Source organism: Nocardia sp. NPDC060255, from assembly GCF_042727395.1.
GTDB lineage: Bacteria > Actinomycetota > Actinomycetes > Mycobacteriales > Mycobacteriaceae > Nocardia.
The window spans coordinates 61,154-73,198 of the sequence record NZ_JBHXAU010000039.1; the positions used below are offsets into that span (position 1 = coordinate 61,154).

13 protein-coding genes are annotated in these 12,045 nt (G+C 67.1%); 4 read left to right on the forward strand and 9 right to left on the reverse strand.

What is annotated here, in order from left to right; genetic code table 11:
- Positions 1-319 precede the first annotated feature (319 nt).
- The 3 genes from ACFWF1_RS41420 to ACFWF1_RS41430 all read right to left on the reverse strand — a co-directional run bounded on the left by ACFWF1_RS41420 (position 320) and on the right by ACFWF1_RS41430 (position 2,253).
- Positions 320-607 carry a hypothetical protein gene (locus tag ACFWF1_RS41420; RefSeq protein WP_379322275.1) on the reverse strand — a complete coding sequence of 96 codons (288 nt, stop codon included), beginning with the start codon at positions 605-607 and terminating at the stop codon, positions 320-322.
- 87 nt (positions 608-694) lie between these two features.
- Entirely contained in the window at positions 695-1,609 is a 915-nt protein-coding gene (locus ACFWF1_RS41425) for a hypothetical protein (protein ID WP_379292168.1), read from the reverse strand.
- Positions 1,609-2,253 carry a maleylpyruvate isomerase family mycothiol-dependent enzyme gene (locus tag ACFWF1_RS41430; RefSeq protein ID WP_379292169.1) on the reverse strand — a complete coding sequence of 215 codons (645 nt, stop codon included), beginning with the start codon at positions 2,251-2,253 and terminating at the stop codon, positions 1,609-1,611. The genes ACFWF1_RS41425 and ACFWF1_RS41430 overlap by 1 nt, the downstream gene beginning before the upstream one ends.
- A gap of 77 nt (positions 2,254-2,330) precedes the next feature.
- Between ACFWF1_RS41430 and ACFWF1_RS41435 the strand changes: the two genes are divergently transcribed.
- The gene (locus tag ACFWF1_RS41435; RefSeq protein ID WP_379292170.1) at positions 2,331-2,768 is read left to right on the forward strand and encodes a MarR family winged helix-turn-helix transcriptional regulator; all 438 of its coding nucleotides are present in this window, start codon (positions 2,331-2,333) and stop codon (positions 2,766-2,768) included.
- 330 nt (positions 2,769-3,098) lie between these two features.
- Here the strand turns inward: ACFWF1_RS41435 and msrB are convergent, their stop codons facing one another.
- The 4 genes from msrB to ACFWF1_RS41455 all read right to left on the reverse strand — a co-directional run bounded on the left by msrB (position 3,099) and on the right by ACFWF1_RS41455 (position 7,275).
- Positions 3,099-3,542 (reverse strand): peptide-methionine (R)-S-oxide reductase MsrB, encoded by a 444-nt coding sequence (gene msrB, locus ACFWF1_RS41440; RefSeq protein WP_379292171.1) that lies wholly within the window; start codon positions 3,540-3,542, stop codon positions 3,099-3,101.
- Entirely contained in the window at positions 3,542-4,840 is a 1,299-nt protein-coding gene (locus tag ACFWF1_RS41445; protein WP_379292172.1) for a glycosyltransferase family 87 protein, read from the reverse strand. Before ACFWF1_RS41445 ends, msrB begins: the two co-directional genes overlap by 1 nt.
- A gap of 84 nt (positions 4,841-4,924) precedes the next feature.
- Entirely contained in the window at positions 4,925-6,481 is a 1,557-nt protein-coding gene (locus tag ACFWF1_RS41450) for an alpha/beta hydrolase (RefSeq protein WP_379292173.1), read from the reverse strand.
- 32 nt (positions 6,482-6,513) lie between these two features.
- On the reverse strand, positions 6,514-7,275 hold the full coding sequence (locus tag ACFWF1_RS41455; RefSeq protein WP_379292179.1) for a pyrimidine reductase family protein: 762 nt from the start codon (positions 7,273-7,275) through the stop codon (positions 6,514-6,516).
- Positions 7,276-7,310: 35 nt separating this feature from the next.
- Here ACFWF1_RS41455 and zapE point away from each other — a divergent pair, with 35 nt between their 5' ends.
- The 3 genes from zapE to ACFWF1_RS41470 all read left to right on the forward strand — a co-directional run bounded on the left by zapE (position 7,311) and on the right by ACFWF1_RS41470 (position 9,989).
- Positions 7,311-8,327: a cell division protein ZapE gene (gene zapE, locus ACFWF1_RS41460; protein ID WP_379292174.1), complete on the forward strand. Its 1,017-nt coding sequence runs from the start codon at positions 7,311-7,313 to the stop codon at positions 8,325-8,327.
- 76 nt (positions 8,328-8,403) lie between these two features.
- Positions 8,404-9,192, forward strand: a complete 789-nt coding sequence (locus ACFWF1_RS41465) for a tyrosine-protein phosphatase (protein ID WP_379292175.1) — start codon at positions 8,404-8,406, stop codon at positions 9,190-9,192.
- Positions 9,193-9,236: 44 nt separating this feature from the next.
- Positions 9,237-9,989, forward strand: a complete 753-nt coding sequence (locus ACFWF1_RS41470; RefSeq protein WP_379292176.1) for an alpha/beta fold hydrolase — start codon at positions 9,237-9,239, stop codon at positions 9,987-9,989.
- A 1-nt stretch (position 9,990) separates the two neighbouring features.
- Here the strand turns inward: ACFWF1_RS41470 and ACFWF1_RS41475 are convergent, their stop codons facing one another.
- The gene (locus tag ACFWF1_RS41475) at positions 9,991-10,530 is read right to left on the reverse strand and encodes a GNAT family N-acetyltransferase (protein WP_379292177.1); all 540 of its coding nucleotides are present in this window, start codon (positions 10,528-10,530) and stop codon (positions 9,991-9,993) included.
- Positions 10,531-10,605: 75 nt separating this feature from the next.
- A complete protein-coding gene (locus ACFWF1_RS41480; RefSeq protein ID WP_379292178.1) occupies positions 10,606-11,820 on the reverse strand; it encodes an MFS transporter in 1,215 nt (404 codons plus the stop codon).
- Positions 11,821-12,045 lie beyond the last annotated feature (225 nt).

Below are 12,045 nucleotides of genomic sequence, written 5' to 3' on the forward strand. Positions count from 1 at the left end.
TGCGGTCCTCTATTCGTTTGGTGCCTACAACAACCTTTTTGGTGTCAAATTCACACGTGTGGGCGGCCGGCGGGGCCCGGGGGGGGGGGGGCCCCCCCCACGACCGTGATGGAAGGGCGTTGTGAACTTCCTACGTCCGCGCGGTGGCGTCACATCCGCTATCCCGCTGTGCTCACACACGTGGCGTTGCGCCCGATCCCTTACTCGAGATCTCGAATGCGCCCGTGATGTGGGGATCGGGGCGGTATTGCCGCCACCGCACGGTGTGCTTCCCATCGTGTCGGGATGGGGGCATCACCTCCATTCCTGCTGTGCTGGCTCACTTTCGGGGAGATAGTCGGCGTGGCGGAGGTCCGCGCTGGGTAGCGAGTCCAGGCGCGGGACGGCGCCCCCGCCACTGCCGGTAGTACTGGCTTGGCACCGGGGTCGGTGCGGGCCCGGGGCCCGGCACCGGAACCGGTGCGCGCCGCGCACGGGGTCGCGGCGCGAGAGCGTCGCACAGGATCTTGTCCACCTCGGTGAACAACGGCTCGAAGTCGGGATCGAGCACCAGTCGCCGCGCGTCGAGCGCGTCTGCCGATCCGGTGCCGGTGGTGTTCACGGTCATGACGCTGCCTGGCGGACTGGACGCTAGCCGCTGTTTCCGCGGCTCGGGTCGCCGCCGGAGCTGCGTGAGTAGTGACGGTGCGATTGATCAGGCGGGACACGTTGCGGGGACAGTGTTCGACCACAATGTCCCGGTGAGGTCGTGTTGGTTGTTACGCCCGTCGTTGGCGGAGAAATGCAGCATGCCCTGTCCGTGGCAGATCTTGCCGGATTCGACTGTGATCCGGCCGTCGTTGTCGGCGTGGAGCGGGCCGAGAATCTGCTCGAGCCATATCGGTTGGGGGTAGTCGTTGCCCACGACAACACGGATGTGGATATTCGAGCGAGGAAGGAACCCGCTGCCGCTCACCGTGAACGACCCGTCGCCGTGCGCGGTCACGCTGATGGCCGGCGCGGGGGCGGGGGCGGGTGGATGTGGTTGTGCGCCAGGCACGTACACCTCGGCGGGCACGGTCCAGCCCTGGCGGCACTGGCTGTCGCAGCCCTCCACCACGACCATGTGATTGCCGGGGCTGGTAGTTCGGTCGGTGCGGCCGTCGCTGCCGCTGGAATTGATGTCGGTCTGTTTGCCGTCGACGCTGACGATGAATTTCTCGTAGCTGAACGGGTTTGTGTCGCCCCATTCGACGTGAATGTTGTTGCCGTACCCGTACACCGCGACCGTCATTCCGCTGCCCTGCGCGGGTGACCAGACGATCTGGCCGTTCTCGAAGGGCTGATAGCGACTCGCGCGCCGATTGCGTTCGGCCATGTCGGCGGGGAACCCGGGCGGGGTGTGGACCGGGACCTGTTCGGGGCCGACGAGGCAGCCGATCGGGCTGCGCTCTGCTCCCATCTTCTTCCACCGTTCGCCGATGAATCCGAACGGTTGTTGCGGACAAGGGTGGCCCTGTTCATGCGAGGGCGGGATGGGTGCGGCGAGGGCGCACTGGTCCGCCGATGTCAGCAGTGCCACACCGGCCAGAGCGATACCGATGCGCCGTGCGGTGGAAAAGGTGGACATCACAGCCTCCTGAGTTGTTCGAGTCCGGGCAGACCGTCGCCGGACAGTTGCTCCAAAGCCTTCGGCCGCCCGGTCAGCGTCAGCAGCAATGCGGTGATCGGCCCGCTGACGACGGGGCCGGCGCCGACCGTCCAGTCGATGTCGGTAGCCGTCAGCCGAAAACCCCGCAGGCGTCGCCGCGCCCAGAACGGCCAGCCCATCGCCCAGACGCGCGTCGCGGCGGCCGCGGCGCCGGACGGGGGCACCGCGATCGAGCGGTGCAGCGGGATCGCGATGTCCTGCCCGTGAACGATGGTGTCGAACAAGATGTTCGGCACGTTCGTCACCGCGGGCAGGGTGCGGGCGGACGCGCATGCGCGTAGTTCGGCAACCAGATCGGCATCGGGCCGATCGGCATGATCGCGGGTGAGGGTGTCGATCATCGCGTTGTAGCGTCCGCCCGCTCGCGCGAGGGCCGACAGCGTCGCCCACACGGTCAGCGGCCGGGTGCCGAGGACGATGTGCGCGGCCACGTCCGCCACGCGCCAGCCCGCACACAGCGACGGTGTCTCCCATTCGTCGGCGCTGAGCCCGGCCAGTACGTCCGCGATCGCGTGGCGCTGCTCCTCGATCACCCGCCACGCGCGGTCCTCATCGAACTCCACCGATCCACCTCCGCTAGGATTAAGTCAGCTTCTCTGACTAATTTAATCAGCTTCACTGACTATCAACAAGGAGTGCTGTGTCCGAATCCGTCCCGAACGTCGCAACATTGATGTTCATCGCGTACCGGTCGATAGAGAATCGGGTCTTCGCCGCACTGGCCGAAGGGGGCTTCGGTGAGGTCACTGTCGCTCAGGGACGGTTGCTGGCCAGGATCGGACCGCAGGGCAATCGGCTCACCGACCTCGCCGAACAATCTCAGATCACCAAGCAGACCGCGGGATTCCTCGTCGACCAGCTCGAGCGCGCCGGGTATGTGGAGCGGATAGCCGACCCGACCGACGGCCGCGCCCGACTCGTCCGCCTCGCCGAACGCGGCATTCGCTGCGTCCAGATCGCCAACGCCGAAGCCGGACGAGTCGAACTCGAATGGGAGAACCATCTCGGCGCGCGGCAGATAGCCCAGCTGCGCACGATCATGGCACGGCTGCGCGAGATCGCCGACCCCTACGCCTGAGCGAAACTGCTGGACGGCGGCCGATCGAGGCGATCAGCAGGACACGCTGACTGATTTCTGCTCCGGCAGCGTGCCATAGTTCGCGGGGAGTCGCAGGTGACCTTTGCGAGCGATCGACGCCGGCCCGTTCCCATCGGGTGAAAAGCACCCGCGTCACCCGGGTCGCGGAGGTCCACGGGGTCCCGGCGGCATGATTGATCCTGGGCCACGAGGAGAACTCCGCAACCACCACGCAGGCGTATGTGAGCCTGGATCGACCGGCGGTCGACTTCGCGGACGTCCGGTGAAAACGTTCACCCAGCGCCTGCGAACGACCGAGCTCCGGGTGTTTTAGCTGGTAGAACCCTCCGCAGGCTGCAACCGCAACGAGATGGAGTTGATGCAGTAGCGCTTGTCGGTGGGCGTGTTGTACCCCTCGCCCTCGAAGACGTGGCCGAGGTGGCTGTGGCAGTTCGCGCACAGTACCTCGACGCGGTGCATGCCGAGGGTGTCGTCCGTCTTCAGGATTACCGCGTCGGACTTGGTCGGGTCGAAGAACGACGGCCAGCCGCAGTGTGAGTCGAATTTCTCGGTGCTGCGGAACAATTCGGCGCCGCAGGCTCGGCATTGGTAGATGCCGTCGGTCTTGGTGTCGGTGTATTCGCCGACGAAGGGGCGCTCGGTGGCGGCCTCGCGCAGCACCGCGTACTCCTCGGGGTTCAGCTTGGAGCGCCATTCCTGGGGCGTCAGCTGGATCCGCGGCGCGGGCAGGGACGTATCGGCTTCGGAACTCATCACTCCACGCTAATAGGTTTCGCCACCGTCGTCGCGGAACCGTTGGCCGACCTGGGCGAATCGGGGGTGGTGGTGGCGGGCACCGGCTTGATCCAGGTGGGGTCGATGCCGAACTGCAGACGGCCCTCGCGCTTCGCGGCCAGGTACCGGTCACCGAGCACGCAGAACACCACGATCAGCAGCAGTCCCCAGCCAAAGGTGATGCGCAGGTATTCGACGTCGCGCCCGATGTGCTGCCAACGGTCCGACAGCCACTTGTCGTAACTCATGAACCCGAAGACCGCCAACCACGCGGGCCAATTGCGCAGCACCGAATTGCGCAGCACCACCGTCATCAGGAACGGGAACAGCATCATCGAGTAGTACATCTGCCCCAGCGAGGGCAGCAGGAACATCGCGGTGAGCAGCACACCGGAGGCGGTACACACGAAGAACAGTTCGTCGTCGCGGTAGTAGCGCCACAGCAACCACAGCGAGATGGCGACCAGCACACACATGCCGAGCCGCATGAACCAGATCAGCCACGGCGCGACCCCGTAGTACTCGCCGTTACCGGCGATCGCGCTGTTGAAGTAGTCGCGGGTCTCGAACAGATACGGCGCGGTGTGGCTGAAGAATTTCTCCGGGTCCTTCGACAGCGGCCAGGCGATCGCGGTCAGCACGATCGGCACGCCGAGGGCGGTGATGAATACCTTCCACTGCCCGCGGACCAGCGCGATCAAAAGTAGCGGTATGAGCGTCGGTTTCACCGCGAGACTCAACCCGAGCGCGACGCCGGCCCACAGGTCTCGCCGCTTGAGCAGCAGATGCAGGAACAGCAGCTCGGCCAGCAGAATACAGCCGTTGACGTTGGTGAAAACCAGCGTGTTGGTGACCGTCTCCGACATGAACATCGCGAACAGCAACACCGGCGCGACAACGGAATTCACCGTGAATCGGAACAGCCGGAGCAGCAGATACCAGGCGAGAATGATCGCGGCCGCGTTCAGCAGGATGAACAGCCAGCGCGCCTTCTCGTAGTCGTGCACCCAGGCCACCGGCGCGATGAGCAGCGTGCCACTGGGGTAGTACAGGTAATGCGGGTCGACCGAATCGAGGTTGGCCGTGTACACCGGTCGCCGGTTGAGAAAATCTAGCGACGCCTGGTAGACCGGCCGGAAGTCGTCGGTGATGAAACCGTTGACAGCCTTGATGAAAACCCGGTTCAGCACAGTCATGACCGCGAACGGCCAGAGTGCGAACTTGATCACCTCGGCGGTGGTGCGAGCACTGCGGGGCTCGAGCTGTCGAAGTAACACTGGGGCACGGTACACCGGATCATGTTCCTGCGGTTGTCCGGACCTCTTCGACGCGCCGCTAGAAGCGCTATTCGGGTCGCGAGATCAGGCCGGGCAGGCGGTGCCGTCGGCGGGCAGTTTCGCGTCCTTCAGATAGTCGACCATGGTCCGCTGCGCGCAAGTCGAGTGCGTGGACACGGGGTGACCCCAGCCTTGCCAGGTGACGCCCGCTTGCCGCGCGCCCGCGGCGCCGAGCGCACCGGCGACCGAGGCCTGTCCCGCGTTGCCGACCACCGGATCGGCGATACCGCCGAGCACCAGTACCGGAATGGTGAGCTTGTCCGGCATCGGGGGCGGGGCGGATACCGGCCAGGCCGCGCATTCCATCAGCCCGATCGCCATGTTCTTGCCGAACACCGGGTACTTGGCGCCCCAGGTGCCCATCAGTTCCTTGGCTTTGGTCGGCGTGGGCGGCTGCTGAGTGTCGGTGCAGCGGTTGACGAATTGGCCGTCGCTGCCGATCGCCGCGGACTCGCGCTGGATCAGATTGCCGAGCGTCCCGCGGTCGCCGCGCCCGGCCGCCGACAGCGCGTCGGCGAGTTCGCGGATCCGGTTGGCCTGATCGGCGCGCGGGCTGCCGAGGAAACCGGTGACCGCGGTGAGCAGCGCGTTGGCCGAGATGTCGCCGAGCCCACCGGAACCGGCCCGGTTCACCAGATCGGTGATCGCGGCGCGCGGGTCCGCGCCGAGCGAACAGTTGATCCCGGTGCAGCGCTGAGCGAATGCGGTCAACGCCGCTTCCGCGCCCGTCAATTGCTGCTCGGCCCGGGTGATGGCGTCGGTGCCGACGGCCTCGGGGGAGTCGACGACGAGCCGGGCCAGATGATCGCCGTACTTGCGGGCGTAGCTGAGCGCGACCTTCGCGCCGTTGCCCGAGCCGAGCAGCGCGACGTGGTCGACCTGCCACTGCTTGCGCAGCTGTTCGATGTCGTCGGCGGCGTGCTGTGCGTCGAAGGCGCCCTCGTAGGGCTGCAGGAAATCGCGGCAGGCGATGGTGCCGTCCTGGCTGAACGTGGTCATCGCCGTGACGGGATCGTTTGCGCCAGGGCCGAATTGGGCGTTGTCGGCCAGTCCCTTGCGGACCTCGGGCGGCAGGCAGTCGATCGGCTGCGAGCTGCCGATGCCGCGCCGGTCCACCGCGACGATCGGGCGCGCGGCCAGCAGCGCGCTCGCCGGTCCGGCGGCCAGCCCGGCGAGGGTGGCGGTGGAGGAACGGTCGGCGCCGGAGGTGAGGATCAGCGGGGCGGCGTCGGCCGGGGTCTGGGGCAGCCGGGCTCGGATCGCCGCGGCGCGGAAGTTGCCGAGCACGCCGCCGCTCGCGTCGATCGCGGTCGTGTACTCCGCGCATTCGAGCACCAGCCCGGCAGGGGCGGGACCGAGGCCGAGCAGATCGAGCGTCGGCGTGGTGCAGTCCTTCCACGCCAGGTCGGTCTTCGGCAGCTCAGCGCTCGGCGGCGGGACCGGGATGACCGCGGGCGTGGCGACGCCGCCGACCCGTTGACGCTCGACGGCGACGCCGGGACGGTCGGAGGGTCCCGCCCCGCATCCGGCGATCATTGTCGAGAGTGTCGCGGCCAGCACGACGGCCCGAGTCCAGCGCATGCGCTACAGCCTGCCAGGTTCGGGCAGTTCTTTCATGCACGGGCCCATCGGGTCAGCATCGTGCCGTCGTTGTCGAGCAGGATATGCGCGCGGGACATGGGGTGGTGGAACTCGTGCGCGGACAGCGAAATTCGCCGGGCCGTGCCGCCGACCAGCACGGGTGCGGTGGTCAGGCACAGCTCGTCGACCGCGTCGGCGGCCAGCAGCTCACCGAACAGGTGCGGGCCGCCTTCACACAGCACCCGGTGTAATCGGCGCTCGGCTAGCACGCGCAGCAGCGCCTTCGGGGTCACCGCGAGGTCGCCCGCCTCGATCACGTCCGCGCCCGCGTCGGTCAGTTGCTGCTTGCGGTCGGCGGGTGCGGTGGTCGTGGTGATGATCAAGGGCGGGACGGTCGTGTCGGTGAGCAACCGGGCGCCGAGGTCGATCGCCGCGCTCGCGGTGACCACCGCGATCGGCGGGGCCGCGCCCTCTGGATGACCGCCCATGCCGCGCTCGTGCAGCGCGCGACGACGCTGCGGATCGGTCCTGGCGCCACCGTAATTCTCCGAGCGGACCGTGCCCGCGCCGACGAGCACCACATCGGCCAAGTCCCGCAGCATCAGGAACACTGCTTTGTCCGCAGGCGTGCCGAGGCCGCCGGATTGGCCGTCGCTGGTCGCGGCGCCGTCGATGCTGGACACGAAATTCGCGCGGACCCAGGGTTCGCGAAGGTCGGCCGGGTACGCGTACAACTGCGCGAGATCGTCCGGTCTCAGGTCTGTGAGCTGGATCGCATTGTGGATACGCTGCATGGAGGTAGATCTCACCACGTCATTAGGCTTCCGTCATGCAAGAACGCCTCGTCGACCGCCACCCTGAGGTTCCGGCCGACCAGCTCGTCGCCCAGATGGTGCCCCCGCCGATGTTCGACGACGTCAGCTTCGCCTCCTACATTCCGGACCCCAAGGAGCCGAGCCAGGCGGCGGCGGTGCGCAAGGCCGAGGAGTTCGCCGGCGAGGTGGCCAAGATCTATCAGGCGGTGAACAAGAAGAGCCTGTTCGGCAAGAAGAAGCAGGTGTCCGGGGCGGGGCTGTACCTGGACGGCGGATTCGGTGTCGGCAAGACCCACCTGCTCGCCTCCATCTTCCACAGCGCGCCCGCGCCGAAGTCGTTCGGCACCTTCGGCGAGCTCACCAATCTCGTTGGCGCCCTTGGGTTCACCAATGCGGTGGAGCGGCTGTCGGCGAACAGCGTGCTGTGCATCGACGAGTTCGAGCTCGACGATCCCGGCGACACCATGCTGGTCTCGCGGCTGCTGACCGAGCTGTCCGCGAAGGGCGTCTCGATCGCGGCGACCTCCAACACGCTGCCGGGTCAGTTGGGCGAAGGTCGTTTCGCCGCACAGGATTTCCTGCGGGAGATCAAGAAGCTCGGCTCGATCTTCGAGCCGGTTCGGGTCGACGGCCCGGACTACCGGCACCGCGATCTGCCGCCCGCACCGGAGCCGACCTCGTCGGCGTTGCTGACCGAACGGGCCGCTGCCACACCGGGTTCCACGCTCGACGACTTCGACGAACTGCTCAAGCACCTGAGCACGCTGCACCCGTCGAAGTTCGGCGCGCTGATCGCGGGGGTGTCGGCGGTGTTCATCGCGAACGTGCATCCGGTCACCGATCAGGCCGTGGCGTTGCGCATCGTGGTGCTGGCCGACCGGCTCTACGACGCGAGCATCCCGGTGACGGTGTCCGGTGCCAAGCTGGATCAGATCTTCTCGCAGGAGATGCTCGACGGCGGGTATCGCAAGAAGTATCTGCGCGCGATTTCGCGTTTGCTCGCGCTGTCCCGGTTCGAGGTCACCGCGTAAACCCCCCTGGTTTGAACAACCAATGTTTCATTTGGTTTGCTGGGGCCTCGGGGGAACCGATGATTGGAGCATTCGCATGACCCGCTCGCTTCGCACCCCGATCGCGCTGGCCGCCGGGCTGGCCGTCGCCTTCGGGCCGGTGACCGGTGCCGCACTCGCCGAGCCGCCCGCCGCCTCGGCCGTCGCGTTCGACCGTTCGCTGAATTTGCAGGGCGTGCAGAATGCTCGCGACATCGGCGGATACCGGACCGCCACCGGCAAGACCGTGCGCACCGGCCTCGTCTACCGCACCGGCCAGTTGAACAACGCGACCCCGGCCGACCTCGCCGAACTGTCCGGCCGTCAGGTCCGCGTCGTCGACGACCTGCGCACGGTCTACGAGCGCGCGCTCGGCCCGGACAAGGTGCCCGCCGGCGCGACCGCGAACTGGGACGACGTGATCGGTCAGGCCCCGCCCGCGGTGCTGGCCAGCACCCTCACCGGCGGCGACAGCCTCTACCGCGCGTTCATCACCGCCCCCGGCGCCAACCAGGCCTTCGCCTCGGTGCTGCACGACATCATCAACACCGACGGCGCGGTGCTGTTCCACTGCACCGCGGGCAAGGACCGCACCGGCTGGACCGCCGCCGTCCTGCTCACCGTCCTCGGCGTCGACCGCGACACCGTCAACCAGGACTACCTGCTGTCCAACCAGTACCGCAACGCCGCCCCGAACGACACGATCAACGGCGTCCAACAGCCGTGGCTCGACGCCGCATTCGACCAGGCGAACCAGACCTACGGCAGCTTCGACAACTACGTCCGTGACGGACTGAAGCTCACCGACGGTGACATCGCGGCACTGAAGGCCAAGCTGCTCGGCTGATTCGGGCAGGGCGGTGCCGGCGTGAACGCCGCTACGATCCGGTCATGACGAAGTTCAAGACGTGGGACGGCCTGGAACTCAACTATCGGGTGTGGGAGGGCGAGGGCGTTCCGGTCGTGTTGCAGCACGGGGTGGTTGCGGATACCAATGCGAATTGGATGAGCACGGGGGTGGTCGGCGCGCTGCAGGCGGCTGGGCGCACGGTGGTGTCGCTGGATGCGCGCGGGCACGGGCGCTCGGCGAAGCCACACGATTCGGCGCAGTACTCGTGGGAGTTCATGGCCAAGGACGTCAGTGCGCTGTACGACGAGCTCGGGTTCGACCGCGTTGTGCAGGTGGGTTATTCGATGGGCGCGATCATCTCGCTGCTGGTCACCGCCGCCGATGAGCGAGTCGAGCGGTTGGCGATCGGCGGGGTCGGTTCGGGGGTGCTCGATTGCGGTGGTGTCGATCGCCGGGTTGTCGAGTTGACCGATCTGCAGACCGCGATGGGTGACGACAACGAGGGCGCGCCGTCCACCGCGATGATGTTCCGGATTCTCGCGGACGCGGTGCATGCCGACCGGCAGGCCATTCAGGCGCTCGCGATCGGCCTCGACTCGCGGCCGATCGACGGTCTGGCCGATGTCACCGTGCCGACGCTGGTGCTCGCGGGTGACAACGACCCGTTCGCTGCGGAGCCCGAACGTCTCGCTGACGCGCTGCCCAACGGAAAGCTCAACGTGGTGCCTGGTGATCATCTGATGGCTGTCATCGCGCCGGAGTTCCACAGCGCGCTGGTTGATTTCGTGAAGTGAGTTAGAAGACCAACCGCATCACGAAGTCGTCGTGGCGTTGATTGCCGACGGTGTTGGTCTTGGTGCCGACCGAGCTGAATCCGTGCTTCTCGTAGAACCGCCGAGCTCGCGCGTTCTCCTGGCTGACACCGAGCCACACCCCGGCGAACTCGCCGTCGCGTGCCCGTTCCAAACACGCGTGCATCAGCGCCGTCGACACCCCGCTGCCGTGATGGCCCGGCACCACATACATCTTGTTGATCTCCACCACCGGCCGCAGGCCCACCACCTCGGCCACCGCCGAATCCGCGGGTTCGCCCGCGATGAGCATCGCGTAGCCGACGATCTCGTCGCCCGCGACGGCCTTGAGCACGATCCTGGCCGGATCGCTCAGATACTCGCCGAACCGTTCCCCGGACAGCGCCTCGGTGATGAAGATGTCGATATCGTCGGCGGTCGCCTCCGGTGGGCAGGCGAGGGGAAAGGTCGCGGCCGCAACGTCACTGAGTTCTTCGGCGTCCCACAGGCCGGCCCGGTCAACAGTGACCGGGATGTTGCTCATGACTCCGCCTCGCTGGCGCTCGGTTCCGTCATGCGCGAGGCGCCCTGTGTTTTTGATTCGCTCGCTGACGCTCACTCATGTGTCCAGTAGAGCATGATCGTCCGGAGAGGTGGGATGTTTGTCTGCTTCAGGCCGCGCGTGGAACACCCGCGCCAACCCGATCAGCGCCGCCGCGAACACCAGCGGAATCACGAATCCGATCCGATGCCCGAAGCCCGCCGCGACCGCGCCGACCACCCCGCCACCCACCAAAGTGCCTGCGTAATTGAAGAGATTCAGTCGTGCGATGAGCGCGTCCAGACCGCGACCGCTGGTCAGCTGCCCGGCCTCGCTGAAGCACAGCGGCGCGATCACCGGCATGCCGACGCCCGCGATCAGGAAGCCGACGATCGCGACGATCGGCCCGGGCGCGGCGATCACGGTCGCCAAGCCGACCACACCGATGGCCGCCGCTGTCCGCACCACGCGCCGCGGTCCGAACCGTCGCACGAACAGGTCGCCGGTGAGCCGCGCGATCAGTGACGTGCCTTGGTACGCGGCCAGCCCCAAGGCCGCCGTCGCCGAACTGGCGAGCAGGTCATCGGTCAGGAACAGTGCCGACCAGTTACCGACGGCCAAATCGATGGCGAACACCAACGCCATCGCGATACCGAACACCCAGTACGCACGGAACGCCACCGGCGCGGGTTCGACGACCTCCTCGGCCGGACCGGCTTCCGCCTCCCGGGGGCCCAGCAGCCGCGGTCCGAGGATCAACCCGATGACGAGCACGATGCCCGCCGCCCCGAGCAGCGACTCGCGCAGCGTCACCCCCAGGGCCTCGCACCCCGACACGAACAGCGCGCCGGTGATCGACCCCGCACTCCACGCCGCATAGAACGACGACAGTACGAACTTCCCGTACCCGTGCTGAATGAACACCGCCTGCATGTTCGTGCTCGCGTCGACGATGCCGACCGCGATCCCGTAGCAGCTGAGCCCGATCAGCAGCACCGCCGTGTTCGGCGCGAACGCGACCGCGGTACCGGTGACCGCGATGAGCAGCAGCCCGATCCGCACCGTCACCCGGCTCGACCAGCGCAGCGCCAACTGTTCCGCCGCCACGCTGCCGCCGCCGGCGAGCAGCGACACCAACACCACCGAGCCGACGATCAACCCGTCGGACAGCCCGAACTTGTCCTTCTGCTGCGGCAACTGGGTCAGCACCACGGCGAAGAAGAACCCCTGCAACCCGAACGCGAACGAGTTCGCGATCCGGGCGCCCCGCAGGATGGGCGCGATCGAACTCATCTGCGCAGGGTAGCGGGGTAACCGCGGTCCCGCGCGCCGAATCAAACCGCCCGCCTGCCGCGGATCGGGCTCCCTCTCGATGCGACGCACGCCTCTTGATTTCCGGCACCCGGAATTGCATGCGAAACCTGGTCTCAACTGACAGCACATCCCTGACACTCCAGTGACAGGACATCCCGGACACTGACCGGTCGGTCGATGAGTGTTCATCGATGGGCCAGAAGG